The following is a 19,126-nucleotide window of genomic DNA, read 5'->3' as shown; positions in this document are numbered from 1 at the left end:
GTTGAAGGTTCACTGTGCCCGTCCTCTTTGCATGTAAAAAAACTGCCTTATTTTAAGACAGTTCCCTCCTCGCTGTGGCTCACCATAATCTGCGATCCTTTGAATTTCAGTATTCATTGTTTAATTGCGATGCACTATGTCTAAGATATATCTATTGATACGGTTTCCTTTATCGTGCTTTGATTCTTTTCAAGATAAGTTACCAGTTCATCATAAGGCAATGCTTTACTATAAAGATAGCCTTGATATTGATCACAGTCCAAGTCATACAATATCTGCCGCTGCTCTTCATTTTCAACATATTCTGCAATGACAGAGTAGTGAAGGGCTTTTCCGAGTGACACAATACTGGATACGATATTTTTACAATTGTTATTACAAATCAATTCTTTGATTAATGAACCATCCAACTTAATCGTATCAAATTCGTACTCTTTCAAATAGATAAGGGAGTTGTGTCCCATACCAAAGTCATCCAGCACTAATTTAATACCTAAATCTTTCACCTTTTTTAGGTTTGTCAGCAGTTTGTTACTTCCCGAAAGCGCAACTTGCTCGGTTATTTCTATTTTTAAATGTTCAGCCTTTACGTCATGCTTCTTGATGAGCTCCTCTACGTCTTTCACTAATTGATCATTTTCCAATTGAACTGCAGAAATATTTACAGACATTGTCAGCTCGGTAATCCCCATTTGATTCAGTTTTTTTAGATCAGCGCAAGCAGTATCAAGAATACGATATCCCAGTTTATCGATCATCTGAGCCTCCTCAGCCAACGCAATTGTAAGGGGAGCATAAATGAAGCCATAATCACCATAGTTCCATCTCAGAAGGGCTTCCATTCCAAAGATCTTCCCCTCAAAGTTTACCTGAGGCTGATAAAACATTTGAATTGTTTCGTTTGAAAGAGCACATTCCAGATCAGCAGTCAGAAATCTTGAGATATTTCCGATTTCATCGTGCCTACTGAGAAGTGCCGGTTTTTTCCCCTGTTCCTCCATTTGCTTATAAGCCTGACAAACCTGATCCAAGCTGTTTACAAGACGTTTATTGATTAGATATTCATCCGCCTTTACAAAAGGGATGTAGCACATTGTGCCTAAAATCAAATTGAACAATTGCAAAATGCTTCCCGCTATGGAGCCTGTCGAGAAATACCCGCTGACAAAAATTGGCGTCGTCCATTCAACAGGATGAATGGTATAAGGTACTAAACCAAAATACATAGAGATAAACGTTGTGATGATTAAAAGCAAAGGGACGAAGATGAAAGGGATAAGATATACAGGATTTAATATAATAGGAATACCGAAAACAATTAATTCATTCACATTAAAAAGAACGGGTACGATAGAAATCTTTGCATGTTTTCGCAGATTTTTATGTTTCCCTACTATTAAAATAGCCAGTATCAGGCATAGCGATGCACCGCATCCTCCCATTAAAGTAAAGGCATCCAAGAAAGTTTTCGTAAAAATACGGGTTGGCTCTTGTCCTGCATGGATCGCCATTTGATTGCTGGTCAGTGCAGACAAAAATAGATCTTTTGCTACCGGCTCTAGAATGTTGCTGCCATGGATACCAAAAAACCAGAATATATGTACAAGTAAAACAAAAAAGATACTGCTGAGAAAAGGAGATTGAATCTGCTGAAAAATCCGATTTAACACTTCAGCGATAAAAGACTGCACATTCGTTATCCCGAATAACCGAACCAGCATATGATCAGCGAAAGCGAAAATGAAGATAGTAATTGCCGCCGGGAAAATAGCGGCCATAGCATATTGAAAAGTGGAATCCGCTCCACCTGTGTACGATTTTATTTTGGGATATCGAATGGCACTAAGCTGAATGAACAGTACAGATGATAAATAAGTGACTACAAGTGCAATAAAAATGCCGATCACGCCAAGACTGGATATGTCAAAGTCCTTCTTACTAACGCCGATTATTGCCGTAAAAGAACATAAAGAAACGGCAGAAACAATAATTGGCGGAATGCTCAGCCCTTTCTTTTCACTATACTCACTTGCAAAGGTATAACTAATGCAAATAACCACCAGAAGAGAATAAATGTGAAAAGAGCCGTCACGAATATATAGAAACATACTTTTCCAATCCGTTCCGAACCATTGTGTCATTTTCATTTGATAGGACGGAATGGGGAAACTCATCACAACAAGAGCAAAGGACCCAATCATCAAAATCGGAATCAAATACGTCATTCCTCGTCTTACAGAAAGCGGGAAAGGTCTCTTGCCAAAGGATTCATTAAAATCAGTCAGCAAAATATTTAACTTATGTAAGGATTCCTTCATTTTTTCACCTTTGGATGGTATAAATCCGCCCTCTGTTGTTTAATCAAAGGTACATTTTATAAGTAATAAGTCACATTTCGACAATTATAAAACAGTCTCACCATTTTTACAAGACTTTTCCAGTTTTTCTAAATAACTTTGTCACAAATTAGTTGAAATGATTCTACTTATTATTATGGTGATCCTCCATAAGAATGCAATCCATTTGGCATCAAATGCCCTATATGCATGTAAAATGGCATTGGCGCCTGAATCCTATACTGATATAATGAGACTGCAAATAATAGAGTCCGCAAAGCCAGTCCCATTTGATACTGCCCTGCGGACCCATTAATAGATTTCATTTGTGTTTCTACTCACTGATTTCTTCCAATGATTTTCCCATCGTTTCCTTACCGAAAATAGCCACTACAATGGCTACGATAGCAAATACGGCAGTAAGCAAAGCAAAGACATATCCGTATCCCGTTTTTTCACCATACATGTTATAAATCACCGGTACAATAAGCGGTGCGATAAATGCACCGATCCTGCCGAAAGCTGCCGCCCAACCTGCTCCACTGGCTCTTGCAACAGTCGGATAAACTTCGGGCGTGTAGGTATACACACAACCCCAGGCACCTAAACTGAAAAAGTATAGCAAGCACCCGTAAGTCAGTACTTGTCCAGTCGAATCGGCATGTCCAAACAGCCATGCTGCCAATGCAGTTCCTGCAAAATAAAGAGTCAGTACTTTTTTTCGTCCAATTTTTTCAACCAAATAGGCTGCACTGAAGTATCCCGGCAATTGGGCAAGACACATGATCAATGTAAATTCAAAACTCTTTACTAAAGCAAAGCCCTGCGCCATCAGCAAAGACGGTGTCCATAACACAAATCCGTAGTATCCGAAATTGATGCCGATCCAAATGATCCAAAGAACAACCGTACTTCGGATGTATTTCTTAGACCATAGGTCTCGCAAAGATAAACGATGTTTTATTTCCTTGTTCCGGTTAGGTGCGCTTGATTGAACCGGTAAGTAGTCTATATTAGCCTGTTCTTCCATTATCCGAACTAAGTAATCTGCTTCCTCATATCTCCCCACCGTTTCCAGATATCTTGGGGACTCTGGTACAGCTCTTCGCAAATATGCAGCGAATAAAGCCGGTACAGCCCCGACCCAGAATGCAATACGCCATCCGTACACCGGAATCAGCAGATACGCAACTAAAGCTGCCAAAATCCACCCCCATGCCCAGAAGCTTTCCAAAATGATAACATTGCGCCCTCGAATCATCTTCGGAGAGTATTCACTGATCAAGGTGGATGCCGCAGGTAATTCTCCTCCTAATCCAAATCCTGTGCAGAATCGTAAAACAAGAAGCATCGGATAATTCACGGCAAACCCCGACAAACCACTCGCAACGCCGTATATAATCAGCGTATACATCACCACATTTCTTCTGCCCCATCGGTCAGCAGCCATGCCCGACAAAGCTGCTCCCAAGATCATACCCAGCATTCCAGCACTTCCTAATATCCCAATTTGTCCCTTATCCAATCCCCAGTCACTGCCAATGGCTGCCATGACTCCGGACACCATCCCTTGATCCATTGCATCAAACATCCAGCCAATCCCTGTCAGGAATAAAATCTTTTTCAGCATAGGGGTTGATGGAAGCCGATCAATTCGACTTGCAATATGTTCCATCTTTTTTCTCCTTTTTAGTAAATATACTGTTGAATTAATATATGTATATATAACTGTCTTGTCATATAGTGTGTTTAAGTTTATCATATTAATATGGAACAATCAAGATTTTATTAGTCATTTAAATCATAAATATCGCACAAGCAATTTCTTTTGTCCTGATAGGAATTAGTTTTTTGGAACGAATCGAATGATTTTGTCATCGTTCTGATTAAGATACCCTCTGCCGTCTCGATTGCTTGTTGTCAGATAGATCGATCCATCTTCTGCCTGAATGACCTCACGCAAACGCCCGTATTCATTCTGCAGTACGGACTCTATTTTCTCTACTTCGGTTCCGTCTTCATTCAGTGAAAGAACAAGCAGTTGTTCTCCTCGTAAAGCGGCAACCAGTAATTTCCCCTGCCATGGTCCCTGATTGATGTACGCAATCCCGGAAGGTGCCCATGTGTCTTCCCCGCTTTGAATCAATGGCTTTTGTATTTCAAGTTCCGCAGAGGATTCATCGCCCTGCACCAACGGCCAGCCGTAATTTGCTCCCGGCAATATATGATTTACCTCATCGTGCGCTATAGGTCCGTGATCAGTGGCATACAGCATATTTTCTGTATTCCATGCCAGACCCTGCGAGTTTCGAAAACCTATGCTGTAAACCGGCGAACCGGCAAAGGGATTATCCTCCGGAATCGTTCCGTCCAGATTTATCCGCAATATTTTTCCGGCCATACTGTTAAAATCTTGAGCCAATTCGGAAACATCTGCATCACCCGTTGTGATATAAAGTTTCCGGTCCGGACCGACTTTTATTCTCCCGCCATTATGAAATTGTCCTGCGGGAATCTTATCCAAAAGAACCCGATCAATAACTGCCTGATTATTTTCTTCAAGCAGACGGATAACACGATTGTAAACCTGATTGCCTTCCAAATAAGAAGACATTACATAAAGATAATGATTTTGAGCAAAATCAGGATCCAGTGCAATTCCCATTAATCCTCCTTCTCCTCTGCTTACAAAAGGTATTTGAAATGTGATAAGCGGCTGCTCCTGAAGAATGCCGTCTTCTATGACCCGGACAGCCCCTGACCGCTCTGTAACATACAATCTGCCCTCATCACTTAGCGCAATTGCCCATGGTATGTATAAATTTTCCGCAATGACTTCAATGTCGTAAGGAATTTCACCCGAAACCATTGACTGCACTTTGAAAGGCCTTATATTGCGGGCACATGGGGTCATATAATACCAGTCTTTATAAATTATTTTCTTCAACACAAACCCTCCTAACTTAAAAGAAGTATGTTTAAATACATACTTCTTTTATATTATGAGACATTCTCTTTAGTGTGTTCCTAAAAATACAATTTAACTTAAATCAGTTTGAGTTTTTTCAACATGTTAAAGGACCCACTCACTTGCCTGAGATTGAAGAGACCATAATCTGTTATAAAGGCCGTTCTTGGCGAGAAGTTCTTCCTGTTTTCCTTGCTCGGCCACCTTTCCGTTTTCCAACACCACAATTTTATCTGCTCCGGCAATAGTTCGCATCCGATGCGCAATGACCAAAACCGTCTTATTCTTCACTAAATGAGCTAGTGCAACTTGTATCGAAGATTCATTTTCCACATCCAAAGAAGCGGTCGCTTCGTCCAATAAAATGACGGGGGCATCCTTAAGCAGTGCCCTAGCAATGGAAATTCGCTGCCGTTCTCCTCCTGAAAGAGTAGAGCCGTTTTCACCGATTATCGTTTGATAGCCTTGAGGCATTTGATTGACAAATTCATCGCATTGGGCTGCCTGAGCTGCTGCAAGAACCTCCGTATCTGTCGCATTACGTTTCCCGAGACGGATATTTTCCATAACCGTATTATTGAAAAGCACTACATCCTGAAAGACTATGGAAAAGTTACGGAGCAAAGTTTCCGGTTCCACTTCATTAATATTCATGCCTCCAAGTGTGATCGTTCCTTTTGTAACATCCCAAAATCGCGCCGCTAATTTTGCAGCTGTACTTTTGCCGCCTCCGGAAGGGCCCACCAATGCAGTGATTTCTCCCTGCTTTGCAGTAAAAGAGATATCCTCCAATACCGTCTCTCCGTCATTATAGGCAAAACCAACATGATCAAAGCATATATCATATCCTTTATAGTTTTCAATCTCAGCTCCTGTTTGAATCGGCTGCTCTTCTATTTTCTTCATACGGTCGATTTGCAATAAGGAATTGAACATTGCCGCAAGATTGATCAGCGAAGCCGAAAGCGGATCAAATATACGCGATGCCGCAATTAAAAACAGTAAAAAAGTCAAGAAATCAGTTTGCCCGTTTATTAAGAGAATAGATCCCGTTAAAACGGCTGTGGCGACTCCGACACGCAAAAGCATTTGAGCCGATACGACAAACATGGCTACATGAAGTTCAGCCTTTATGCTGACCTTTTCAGATACTTTCAGATACTGTTCCAGTTCCTCCAAATAGTTGTCCACTTGATTGTTCGCTTTGATTTCCCTCACATTTTCAATGCATTCCTGAATCACATCCGCCCGATCAAGCTGAGAACTTTTATTCATTAAATTGATTTTATCCTGATGTGCTTTTCCTCCTACTGTAATGAGAAAAGCAACGGGAACCACCCATAACAGAGCTAACGCCATTCGCCAATCCATGACGATCAAGCCGATGCTCACCAATAGGACCGAAATTACTGCCCCAATTAATTCAGGAATATAGTGCGAAAAAGATTGTTCAAGTCCGGCACAGTCTGCCATGATGGTCGTCGTCAGATCCGATAAATCTCGTTTCCCGAAAAAAGAGAGCGGAATTTTACGCAGTTGTTCTGCAATCGAAATTCGTTTATTGGCACTTTCCTGATAAGAAGCCAAGTACGTGCAATTGTATTGAATGTATTGCAATACAAAGATAATTACCAGAATAGCCACCGAAACACCAATATAGGCCCAAAGCTTTGGTTCCGGTGCTTCTTCTCCAAAGAGAGGAGCAACAAACCCTTTCAGAAGCACATATAAAATGCCTACCGGCAGCATCAGACTGATATTCGTAAGGGTGCATGCTCCGATTGCTTTCAGCAGATCCTTTGCCCCCTGTTCGCTGAGTGCAAATTGCTTTCTTAAGAAGTTAAGCATTTAAAGCAACCTCCTTTCCTACTTTCCAAGTTACAGAAGAACGATAATCCATCCACATTTTCGAATACAGCCCGCTCATGGCAAGAAGCTCATCGTGAGAACCTTGTTCCTTAATCACGCCGTCTTTGATAACTATGATACAGTCTGCGTTACGAACGGTAGAAAGGCGGTGCGCTATCATCAAAACAGTCTTTCCTTTTGTTAATTCCTTGAACGCCAATTGGATCTGATGCTCATTTTCAGGATCGGCAAAAGCAGTTGCTTCATCCAACACGATAATAGGCGCATCTTTTAATATCGCCCGGGCAAGTGCAATACGCTGCGCTTCCCCTCCGGAAAGATACACTCCTTTTGTGCCAACCACAGTATCCAGACCTTTTGGCATTTTGGCAATGATATCTTCGCATTGTGCTGCCTTCGCAGCCTTCATAACTTCCTGTCTGGAGGCGTTTGGTTTAGCTGCTCGAATGTTCTCAAGCAAGCTCTTTTTGAACAGATGCGTATCTTGAAATACGAACGAAATATGACTCATCAATTCTTCCGTAGCAATATGGCGCACATCAACTCCGCCTACCATTATCATTCCCTCATCCACATCCCAGAACCGCGGAATCAAGCTGGCAACTGTGGTTTTCCCTCCGCCTGACGGTCCTACCAACGCATAAGTTGATCCTTGTGAAAGATGGAAAGATACTGATTTCAGCGCAGGCTGTTTGGCGTTCTTATACGTAAAGGTTACGTTGTCAAACGTAACCGAAGAGTCTTTAGGTGATACCGGATTTGCCGGTTCTTTCAGCGGCTGTTCCTGAAGTATGTTCATGACACGAGCTGTTGCATCTCGGGCAAGCATTGAATTTTCGCTTGAAAAAAGAATACGTGTCATCATTACTGTACAATACGGGGTGAATAAAACATAAAAAATAAAATCAAGTAAAAATGCTTTATAATCAACGGCTGAAGCGATCAAAAGAATGCCGGCCGGAATCAGAAAAGCAAAAATAGCATTGATGCATACAGTAAAACACGTCATTGGAAGACGAAGAGAAATCGTATATTCTACCACCCACTTTTTATAACGCATAATTGCATCATGAAAATTTTTAAATGAAAATACGCTTTGCTGAAACGTCTTAACCACAGGAATTCCTCGAACATATTCAACGGCTTCGTTGTTCATATTCTCCAGTGCGCTTTGATATTCTGCCATTTTTGCTGCCATAGAACTCCCCGCCATTCTGGCCATAAACAGGAAGCCGATGAGCATCGGTGCAAGACTAATCAATCCCAGCCGCCAATCAAAGGTAAAAAGCATTGCAATCATAGCCACCGGAGCTACATAGGCCCCTGTTAAATCGGGAAGCTGATGTGCTAAGAAACTCTCTGTCTGCCCGGAGCTTTCATCAATGATACGGCGAAGTTTTCCGCTGCCTTGACCGGAGAAATATCCGAGAGGCAGCTTTACAATATGGTGCAATGCCTGACTTCTCATATTTCTTGCCACACGAAAAGCAGCCAAATGAGTACACATCAGTGCCGCAAAATAAATGAGAATACTCACGAAAGCAAACACCACTGTCATCCAGCCGTAATAGGCCAGGTTGGTTGCCTCCGATAGATGGGGCAATACCTCAAAGATATCCCTTACAATAAGCCATATGTATAGAAAAGGTATCAGGGAAAATATTGCGCTGATACCGGAAAGGAAGCACCCTAAAATGGTTAACATTCGGTATTTCCCTCCAAAAGCAAGGATTTGTCCAATCCCTTTTTTGTTGTCGTTCAAAAGAACCACCTCCTAATTAAGTTCTGTATTGATAGCTGCTCTCCTCTTTTTAGTCAATAAGAGGAGAATTGCTGTCTCCTACTTGCTAAAAAAACAGGATTTATTAGCATAGGCTAACCAATTTCTAATTATAAGCCTATTCTATTCTTTTCTCTACTCCGTACCGTTCTTTTTCAATCCAATCAGACGAAAACCTACTTGCTTGTAAGCTGTCGTATATCGAAGGCCGTAAGTAAGCGGATATACGGCAAGGTATTTTTTTCATCAACCTCTCCCTTCTTCGTCCATCGCTTGGTTAGCAATAGCTAACTAAGCGGCCAAGAAAATGCGCCGCGTGGGCGCTTTTATTTTCTCTACGGAAGTTTATTATACCTGCTGACTTGTATATTTGCTACTCCAATCAGTCGCGAACCGCTCCGTTCAGACGCTTTTTTGTTCTAACTCGAAAGTTCTCCAAGTTATATCATGCCTCTTTGATACGATCATAAAATTGTTGTCATTCGTAAAAACCCTTCGATAGGTTGTATTCGGGGGTTCTTCATTCACTAAAGCTTGCAGCGTCTGAAGAATCTGAAAAGACATATCGCTCAAGGCAATCACATCTTTCGATTTGTGTATGACCGTCCCCAAATTAACCTGACAAATGGACCAAATGCCCTTACTTTCAAGCATTTGAATCAACATAGCAATTTCAACACCATAATTAATAGGGATTCTCATTTGTAAAAAGTCTTCTTTATATATGGCAACCGTTCCGGAGAGGGGTTGGATAAATCCTGACAATTCAGGCATGTACAAATTAATCCAAGGCCGCATCATAATTTCCGTAACGCGTCCTCCGCCCAGTTCAACACCGCTGCTCTTTACATCAACAGGCCGTTCATAAAATCCTTTGACAAACCGAATGTCCTTGTTTGTCAGCATAGGTCCTATCAAGCCATAAAAAAAGCTTGGGGTAATGCTCTCGATATCCGTATCAACCCATATTAAAATATCTGCATCTGTAATGTATGCACTTTTATACATCGCTTCGCCTTTTCCGGAATAGCTCCCTAAATCCTCCCGGATTTTTTGATGTATATAAAAAGGAATGCCGGCATTCTTTGCAATTTCTACTGTTTTATCTATGGAATCCGAATCAATCAGAATGATTTCATCAATGATCCCAACCTCCTGCACCTCTTTTGCAGTTTCTATGACTTTACCCACCGTCTTTTCTTCATTCAAGCTCGGTAAAAGAACGGCAATCTTTTTGCCCAATCTTCGTTTTAATTCCTTTAGAACCATTGCAAAGGAGAAGTCACTATAAGTATAGGTTCTTTCGTACATCCATTTATGTACATCATCGGTATTATCCAGGTCAATATCCTCGCAGATTCCTCTTACAATGGCAATATTTCCATCAAAGCTCCCCTTTACTTTGGCGTAAAAACTATCTATTTCTGACACGGTCAATGGAGCACCCAAGAAAACCATATCATATTCATCATTCATGTATTTTAGCAATTCAAAAACATTAGAGTCATTTCTCCAAATCACGGATACTTTATCAAATAATAAATGTGCGGGCTGAACAACACTTGTAATGAATACATCCTCCATATGATCAATTTTTTCTTCAATATGAAATATGGTAATTTCTTTAAAACCTAACTGATTCATTACTTTTAAAACAGACGCAGCGTTACTGCCGCCGCGGAGTATGGAAGCAGCTTTTCCTTCACCCCATCCATCGGTAATCACGGTGACGGAATCATTATTTCGTTGTATTCCAGCGGTATTTTTAACATCAATTATGTCAATGTCCCCAACGTCATATGATAGTAATTTTTCTTCCCATTGTTTTTTAATATTCCTATTCATTTACCTATCCCCTTTTATATCCCTTTTATCAAATCAATCAATTCAGCGAACGATTTTTTTGTTATTTGAAAACTGGCACTCGAATTCAGTTCGTCACAAGTGGAACAAAATGAAATTCCTATGCCGGAGTTCTTTATCATACAGATATCATTTTCACTATCCCCTACTGATATAATATGTTCTTTCGGTACTCTGTTTTCACTCATGAGTTTCGCAAGCAGATGTCCTTTGCATATTTCATGCTGGCAAGTCGAATCAGACCTTTTCAAGAAGTAACTGGGCACATTTACTTTTCCGGTCACTTTACCTTCGGCAATTTCAATAGTATTTGAAAAACAGAAATCGGCCTCTACTTTCCTGCCAACTTCTTCAACAACTACATCATAACTATCACTTACGATAGCGATGGTGTATCCGAGTTCTTTGATTTCTTTTATCGTGTCGGCTGCATCTTCAATCAAAGGTATCCCGTCTATAATCTCTAATAATTTATCAACCGCTTGTCCTTTCATCAGTTCTGAAATCCGGTTTGTCCGTTGGAAAGAGTCTATTTCTAAATTTCTTATGACTTGCAGTTCCTTTTCAAAAGAAAATTTTTCTGCTGCTGTATCAATAAATCTTCCCTGAAGAAGTGTATTATCCATATCAAATAAAGCATATTTTTTCATTTATTAATCACCTCAGAGATTCCATATTCTTCTCTTAGTTTTTTATTTATTACTATCATTATAACAATGAAATAAGTTTCTGTAAAATCAATTCAATTTTTTGTGCTCTTTCTTTCCGCATAGTAGATTCATTTTTCGTTGGAATATAAGCCTTTTACGAGAGCAAAATGCACCGTTCTAACTTTTTATGAAAGTTAGAACGGTGCATGAGTCCGGTTGTCCTCCGTACAGTGGTGTTATCTATAGAATTTATGCCAATCTTAATTCACATTTGATCTCCAGTTTAAATCCATTTCTTTCTTCAACATTTGTTATTACTCTATCTAAGCGGTCTACAATCTTGTCTACTTCTTCTTTCGTGATAATAAATGCCGGTGAAAGGACTAGGGCATCTCCTGATTGTCCTCTATTGCAACCCGAGCTCGATTCAATAATCATATTTTGATTGATTGCCTCGGCATTCATCTGAGCTGCATATTTGACGCTCGGATCAAAGCATTCTTTCGTCTTTTTATCCTTCACTAATTCTATGCCTACCATCAAACCTCTTCCCCTGATATCACCAACTGTAGGGTGTTTTTCACACATTTCTGTTATTTTTTCTTTTAAGTAAGCTCCCATCTCCTCACAGTTTTTAACTAGGTTATGCTCATTGAGATACTTATATGAAGCAACTTGAACAGCTGCCCCTAGCGGATTGCCCGACCATGAATATCCCGGTGTAAAATCACCATGGTTATCATACAATCCCTTGTATACTTTTTCTGTTACCGATACAGCGGCAAGGGGGAAATACCCTCCGCTAACAGCTTTTCCGGTACTGACCATATCCGGAATAATGCCGAAGTGCTTATAGGCAAACATCTTGCCTGTTCTTCCAAAGCCTGTCATCACTTCATCCATAATTAAAAGAACGTCGTATTTATCACAAATTCTCCTTATTTCCTTAAAGTAATCTGAATGAGGCTCAGCCACACAAAGGGACATACCGGATATCGGTTCAGCTATAAATGCCGATACCGTTTCAGGGCCTTGCGCCAGAATTTCATTTTCCAGAGCCTTAGCGCACTGCAGTCCGCAGCTTTCAGGCTGTTGATCAAACCAGCATCGGTAACAATAGCAAGGTGCTATATGACCATGCTCAAACAAGTATGGCTCATATCCTTTTCTTCTTTTTGTAAACCCGCTTAAGGATAACACGCCCATACTGCTTCCATGATAGCTTTGCCATCTGGATATCACCTTATATTTCCCTGCATTTCCGCGAACTAAATGATAATTCCGTGCCAGCTTTATCGCTATTTCATTTGCTTCAGAACCGCCAGCTACTTGAAAAGTCTTCACCATGTCTCCTTCTGACGCTTCATAGAAATTTTCACAAGACTCCTCCAGAATGCTGGTTACGCAATCATCCCTATGGGCAAATGCAAGTTTTACGGCCTGCTCCCGCATAGCATCTGCGATCTCTTCAATTCCATGTCCTAAGCTCACCAGTACCGGACCTGAAGCCCCATCGATAATTTCCTCTCCTTCTTCGGAATACATATAGATGCCTTTTCCGTGATTAATTCTTGGATAGTCTCTAAAAAAATCTGCATTTAATACTTTATTGTTGTCGCTCATTTCATCACCTCTTGACTTTATATTTTCTCAAAGACTGCCGCAGAACCTTCGCCTCCGCCGACACACATAGTTACAATGGCATATTTTCTTTCTGCTTTTTGCATTGCATAAGCAACCTTTGTAGTTAATACCGCACCAGTTGCGCCTAAAGCATGACCTAGTGCAATTGCTCCCCCATTTGGATTTACTCTGGCAGGATTTAAGCCAAGTTCCTCTATGCATGCAATTGCCTGTGAGGCAAAAGCTTCGTTTAATTCAATCATCTCCACTTCATCCAGCGAAATTCCAGTCTTTTTTAACACCTTACGAACGGCACCTATCGGACCGAAACCCATCGTATGCGGAGTCAATCCTACGGATGCAAAGCCCTTTACTTTTAACAGAGGTTTTAAGCCCAATTCGTCTGCTTTTTCCTTGCTCATCATGACTACTGCAGCTGCACCATCATTCATAGGGCAGCTATTTCCCGCAGTTACGGAACCATCTTTTACAAAAATAGGTTTTAGAGAGGCAAGTTGTTCTAAACTTGTATCTTCACGCGGCGATTCATCCGTATCAAGAGTAACCTCTTTTCCCTTGGCTTTTTTAATGACCGGTAAGATTTGTTCTGCGAACTCTCCTCTTTTTATTGCAGCGATAGCTTTTTGATGACTCTCATACGCAAACTGATCCATTTTTTCTCTTGTTACAGGATGTTCCTTTAAAACATTTTCTGCTGTTATCCCCATATCCGGGTTACCTATTTTCGGCGGTGACATCATCACATAGTTAAAGGATGGATACGAATAACTGTAAGGGCGCTTTGTCTTTGTCATGAAATAAGGGTTATTCGTTTGACTTTCAGCTCCCCCTGCAACATAAATATTCCCATGACCGCTTTCAATCATAGCTGCAGCCATACAAATGGTTTCCAAACCCGAAGCACATTGCCTATCCAATTGAATACCCGGTACGGTTACAGGCAACCCGGCCTCTAACGCGATTACTCTGCCTAGGTTTCCCGGTGCTCCTTCTGCGTTTCCCATATAGACTTCTTCTATTTGAGACGGATCTATTCCGGCTCTTTTCACAGCTTCCTTGACTACCATTCCGCCCAATTCATATCCTTCAAAATCCGATAGCATTCCTGCATATTTCCCAATAGGCGTTCTCACCGCTGCTACGATTACTGCCTCTCTCATTTTTTACCTCCATTCTCCGTCAGCTTTTATTTTAAAAATCAGCAAAATTAAAATTAAAAACTAATAATAAATTAAAACAATATTTCAATCAGCAAATAAAATTTAGGAAAACTTATTGTTTCTTATTCATACTTTATAACACGAACATTTTCAGCAATTCGGATGGGCGCTTCCGTCTTTTCAATCACTTCTTCTACCGTGTGCCCATCAAACAGTTCTTTAAGCAGAAATCCCTCCCTTGTTACCTCCATCACTGCAATATCTGTAATAACCAGAGAAACACAGTTCATGGCTGTCAGTGGTAACGAGCATTTTTCTTTTAATTTTGAATGGTCATTCTTATCCGTATGAGTCGTTATAGCGATCACCTTTTTAGCTTTTTTAGCCAAATCCATCGCGCCACCCATTCCCGGAATAAGTCCTCCCGGTACCATCCAATTGGCCAGATCTCCGGTTTCAGCTACTTCTAATGCGCCGAGTATGGTGATATCTAATTTCCCCGACCGTACCAAGCCAAAAGAATCTGCACTGTCAAAATAAGATGCTCCGGGAACGGTAGTAATCGGTACACATCCAGAATCAACAATGTCCGGATCTTCCTCCCCTTTTTTAGCTGCCGGTCCTGCCCCTAAAATCCCGTTTTCGGCATGAAAGAATACCGTTTTACCCTCCGGGATATAATTGACAACCTTCTGAGGAATGCCAAATCCCAAATTCACTACATTACCGTTTTCAATTTCCTCTGCCGCTCTTTTTGCCATCTGCTCTTTTATTGCCATGACCATTTCCAATCACCTCCTCCATGAACGATGATATCAACATATGCTCCGGGTGTTACCACATCTTCCGGATCGATTTCACCCAAAGGTACAATCTGTTTTGCATCTACGATTGTCACTTCTGCTGCTCTCGCCATGAGCGGATTTAATCCCCTCGCCGTTTTGCTATATACTAAATTTCCAAACTCATCTGCTTTTTCCGCTAAAATAATGGCAACATCCGCCTTAAGTGCTGTTTCCAATAAGTACTCCCGGCCTTCTAATCTGATTTTCTGCTTTCCTTGTTCAATGATCGTGCCAAGGCCTATATCGGTCAAAAATCCGGGAATACCTACACCTCCGGCTCTGATACGTTCCGCTAATGTTCCTTGAGGGCAAAATTCTACTTCCAGTTCACCGGCATTTAATAATTCGCCTGCCGCTTTTGTAGCCCCTATATGGCTTGTGATCAGTTTCTTGCACTGTCTATTGGCCACGATGTGATCAGGTCCAAGGTCCGGATCTCCCGCGTCAATTGAAATAAGCGTTAAATCCTTTACTCCTTTTTTGATAATGGCCTGTATTAGATCATAGGAGGATCCAATACCGCCAAAACCTGCAATCATAATGGTACAGCCATCTTTGACGTATTCCATGGCTTCATCAATGGTCTTCATTTTTCCGAATTTATTTTTCATCTTCTCACCTTCCTTTCATTTGCTTTTTAAGTTTGTATATAACTAGAGCAACTTTCATGCCATTTCTGTCCCAAATAAAAAAACCCTGCAATTCCAAGCATTACAGGGTTTCTATTCCTAATCGATTCTTAACTTTTTATATTCGGTTTCGGTTCAACGTTATCTTTTCTGAATCTTTTGAACCGATTTTGATATGGCTTGTTTTATTTTCATAAATTATATTTTTTCTTTTTACGCATGAGCTGAGATTGGCTTATGCCTAAAATGTCCGCTGCCTTTCTAGTGGTTTTTGCTTTTAGCAGAGTTTCTTCAATAATTGCTTTTTCATGCATTTCCATCATTTCATCTAAATAAAACGGATGATCGAAAATAGTGCTTGCAGATAGGTTTACCGAATTCATAGGAAATTCTTCCGACTCTGGTTGCTGATCAAACCTTCTTTGAACGTTACAAGCCATTTCATTTTTTACAGAAAAGCTGTCAATCCTATTGCTTTTTGTATTTATCACTGCTCTATGTACTACATTGTCCAGTTCCCGTACATTGCCGGGCCAGTTATACTCTTCGAGGGATTTAAGCGCATCTTCTCCTATTTTTACGCTTTTCATGTATCGTTCATTATATTTATTTACAAAATTATAGGCTAAGCACGAAATATCCTCTTTTCGTTCTCTCAGGGGCGGGATATTGATTTCGCATATATTCAATCTATAATATAAGTCCTCTCGAAACTTTCCCCTGCTTACTAAATCCCTTAAGTTAACGTTACTAGCACAAATAATTCTAACATTGACATTTATTTGTTTTTGTCCTCCAACTCTGTAAAACTGATTTTCCTGTATAACTCTCAGGAGTTTAGATTGCAGACTGAGAGGCATATCTCCGATTTCATCTAAGAATAATATCCCGTTGTTCGCCAGTTCAAAATACCCTTGTTTTCCTGCGGCATTTGCTCCGGTAAACGCACCGCTTTCATAACCAAACAATTCAGATTCTGCCAAATTCTCCTGAATCGTTGAACAATTAATTTTGATACAGGGCTTCATTTTCCTGCCGCTGTTTTTATGAATTAAACTCAGTATTTTTTCTTTCCCGACTCCAGTTTCCCCCTGAATGATCACATTGCAATCATACTCCGCTATGTTTAAAACATCATCAAGCAATTTTTTTGTCTTTTCACTTGCAAAAACATAATCATCTATTTTGCATAATTTCTGGTATTTAATTAATTCAGATATCCTCATTGGAAGTCTGCTTATGATTGGATATTTGTTGTACACCCTGTCTATCACTTGTAGATCATCTTTAATTTCTCTAAGCAGATTCAATGTAAAATTAGGAAATTCCATTGAATATTCCTCTAACGATATCGCATTAATGGTTTTCCCTAAAGATTCTGCAAATAATAACACCAAATTATAATTGTTAATCAAATTTGTAAAAAATAACTTCCCTCTATCTTTCGTCAAAAGAACGCTTATGGTCTCTGCTCCCAAAAGATCTGCGCAATTGATACTTACATCAAAAAGCTCTTCCTCCCCATGGTTCTTATCTATTTCACTTTCTTGAATCCACCTATAGGTTTCTAAAGGCGCCAGAATATCCGCTATGTATAGTTCATCCACATATCTTTTCAACGGTTTCATAATTTCATCCTGTGAAAGGGTATCGGTACTTTCTCTATCCAAAACCGCCACTATTCTGCAGTTGTTTCCAACAGATTTCCTAATTGCAGAAGAATAAATGAGGATCGGCAGCAACCCGCTGCCTAGAATCAATATTCTTTTTTCTTTTTCTGCTAAATAATACGCTCTGGTAACAGAGCCGGATTCATCCAATGCAGATAACGTATAGGATAAATTTAAGTCGTCCGGCATTTTTATCAAAGGATTGCTTTCAAACATGATCACATATCCTTCTACTTTTATTTGAGCATAGTTAAAATTTATTTCTACGATTTCTTCCAACTCCATCGGCAGCGAAGTCAGTGAGGTTATACAGACAACTTTATCTCCTACCTCAACTTGATATTTGTTGTTAAAATCAGCGTTTATTTCATCTACTATCCCATAACAGATTCCACCGCTATCCGTAGACGGATTGTGCAGCTTGCCCCTTTTTCTAACGATATCAACTATTCGCTGCCTTATTCTAAACTCATCATATTCACATTCATTGCACAATTGTCTGAAGCTGCCTTCTTCAAGTTTTATCTGCTTTATAGCTAATCTGATTTCACCCTTTCTTAACGCTCTTTTATTGTCAAGGCGCCATGCGGTAACAGGAATAAATCCTTTCGGTTCAATTACTCTATCTTGCCCAAAATTAACCATCATACCCTCCTTATCGTCTATCGTTTTATTAGATTCGTCATATCTAAAATCATCTCCGTCAAATGATAACAACCTTCTGCCCCGCCAAACAAAGAAACAACCTGTTTTTTCTCCACCTGATACATATTTTCTCCAAGTAATTTATTTGAATGAATCGCATTTTCAAAGCAGGCTTTCCCGGGAGCTCTGCAAAACTCAATATTGGCAGTTACTATATTTCCACTGGATTGGGAAAAAATAATATCTACATTTATCTCGTGGAAACTGTCCGAGAAAGAGCCTGTCATCACACAAAATTCTTTGTTCTTTTCATATACTCTGTAATTCTTCATCCGGTTGAATAAGTTTATTTTTCGCATCAATGGGGGAACATAATCCATCCACTTCAAATCCATTTTATCCGGTCGACTATACATTCTGCATCCGTTTTCTTCTGCTAAATCCCAATACGCATTATATTCTTCCTTTGTTCTAAAGCCTCTTTCTTGATATACATATGTCTCTGACTGAATTAGTCCGTTGATACACTGACCGAACAGGTATTTAAGAATTTCACCTTCCGGCAATTTTAACAAATCATTTAATTTCTTTTTCCCTGCTATATAACCCATTTCTCCTTCTAGCAGTTTACTTTTATGTATACCGGGCCTTAAGAAGGTCATGCTACCCGAATCCACTTTTAAAGTCTCCCAAAAAGCTTCTTGTATTTGAAAAGAATAGATGTCCACGATCATTGTAGCCGTAATTTCTAAGTCCCTATTCAGTAAAGTTGTTTTTGAAATCAGGTTTTTATTTTTATGTTCAACAGTATTCACTATGTTTTCCTGATATATTGTTTTCATATTTACCTCATTTCTGTTGATGGAAAAATTAAATTTACTGATTTATCTAACTGCTGTTATAAAACTATATTTAAATAAATGCAAGATTCATGCCTTTTTGGTTCAACAAATAATGTGTTGAAATTTCAACATTCTATAAACAATCACCTCTTATATGATAGCATTATCGACTCAAATTTCGATTCATTCGAACCGAAATCAGTTCAAAATTTTTCGTCATTTATT

14 protein-coding genes are annotated in these 19,126 nt (G+C 39.9%); all 14 read right to left on the bottom strand.

Annotation, left to right across the window (positions count from 1 at the left end; all coding sequences use genetic code 11):
* Positions 1-140: 140 nt before the first annotated feature.
* On the bottom strand, positions 141-2,318 hold the full coding sequence (locus JYB65_RS11350; RefSeq protein ID WP_206582796.1) for an EAL domain-containing protein: 2,178 nt from the start codon (positions 2,316-2,318) through the stop codon (positions 141-143).
* 352 nt (positions 2,319-2,670) lie between these two features.
* Positions 2,671-4,011 (bottom strand): MFS transporter, encoded by a 1,341-nt coding sequence (locus JYB65_RS11345; protein WP_206582795.1) that lies wholly within the window; start codon positions 4,009-4,011, stop codon positions 2,671-2,673.
* 168 nt (positions 4,012-4,179) lie between these two features.
* A complete protein-coding gene (locus JYB65_RS11340; protein ID WP_425331128.1) occupies positions 4,180-5,286 on the bottom strand; it encodes a PQQ-dependent sugar dehydrogenase in 1,107 nt (368 codons plus the stop codon).
* Between the two features lie 123 nt (positions 5,287-5,409).
* A complete protein-coding gene (locus JYB65_RS11335; RefSeq protein ID WP_206582794.1) occupies positions 5,410-7,152 on the bottom strand; it encodes an ABC transporter ATP-binding protein in 1,743 nt (580 codons plus the stop codon).
* Positions 7,145-8,878 (bottom strand): ABC transporter ATP-binding protein, encoded by a 1,734-nt coding sequence (locus JYB65_RS11330; protein ID WP_206582854.1) that lies wholly within the window; start codon positions 8,876-8,878, stop codon positions 7,145-7,147. Before JYB65_RS11330 ends, JYB65_RS11335 begins: the two co-directional genes overlap by 8 nt.
* Positions 8,879-9,071: 193 nt before the next feature.
* Complete coding sequence (locus JYB65_RS15140; RefSeq protein WP_280634501.1) at positions 9,072-9,200, bottom strand: hypothetical protein; 129 nt, start codon at positions 9,198-9,200, stop codon at positions 9,072-9,074.
* Positions 9,201-9,355: 155 nt separating this feature from the next.
* Positions 9,356-10,798 carry a glucosyl-3-phosphoglycerate synthase gene (locus JYB65_RS11325; protein ID WP_206582793.1) on the bottom strand — a complete coding sequence of 481 codons (1,443 nt, stop codon included), beginning with the start codon at positions 10,796-10,798 and terminating at the stop codon, positions 9,356-9,358.
* Positions 10,799-10,812: 14 nt separating this feature from the next.
* Positions 10,813-11,466, bottom strand: a complete 654-nt coding sequence (locus JYB65_RS11320; protein ID WP_206582792.1) for an HAD-IB family phosphatase — start codon at positions 11,464-11,466, stop codon at positions 10,813-10,815.
* Positions 11,467-11,715: 249 nt separating this feature from the next.
* Positions 11,716-13,089 carry an aminotransferase family protein gene (locus JYB65_RS11315; protein ID WP_206582791.1) on the bottom strand — a complete coding sequence of 458 codons (1,374 nt, stop codon included), beginning with the start codon at positions 13,087-13,089 and terminating at the stop codon, positions 11,716-11,718.
* A 17-nt stretch (positions 13,090-13,106) separates the two neighbouring features.
* Complete coding sequence (locus JYB65_RS11310) at positions 13,107-14,270, bottom strand: thiolase family protein (protein WP_206582790.1); 1,164 nt, start codon at positions 14,268-14,270, stop codon at positions 13,107-13,109.
* 122 nt (positions 14,271-14,392) lie between these two features.
* Positions 14,393-15,049, bottom strand: coding sequence for a 3-oxoacid CoA-transferase subunit B (locus JYB65_RS11305; RefSeq protein WP_206582853.1), 657 nt, complete (start codon positions 15,047-15,049; stop codon positions 14,393-14,395).
* Complete coding sequence (locus JYB65_RS11300; protein ID WP_206582789.1) at positions 15,040-15,726, bottom strand: CoA transferase subunit A; 687 nt, start codon at positions 15,724-15,726, stop codon at positions 15,040-15,042. Before JYB65_RS11300 ends, JYB65_RS11305 begins: the two co-directional genes overlap by 10 nt.
* Before the next feature lie 209 nt (positions 15,727-15,935).
* A complete protein-coding gene (locus JYB65_RS11295; RefSeq protein ID WP_206582788.1) occupies positions 15,936-18,059 on the bottom strand; it encodes a sigma-54 interaction domain-containing protein in 2,124 nt (707 codons plus the stop codon).
* Positions 18,060-18,076: 17 nt separating this feature from the next.
* Complete coding sequence (locus JYB65_RS11290) at positions 18,077-18,901, bottom strand: DUF2889 domain-containing protein (protein ID WP_206582787.1); 825 nt, start codon at positions 18,899-18,901, stop codon at positions 18,077-18,079.
* Positions 18,902-19,126: the final 225 nt, after the last annotated feature.

It is taken from the genome of Clostridium aminobutyricum (assembly GCF_017255415.1).
GTDB classification, from domain to species: Bacteria; Bacillota; Clostridia; order Peptostreptococcales; family Anaerovoracaceae; genus Aminipila; species Aminipila aminobutyrica.
The sequence above is the reverse complement of the archived record's forward strand: the minus strand, read 5'-3'. Positions and strand labels throughout refer to the sequence as shown.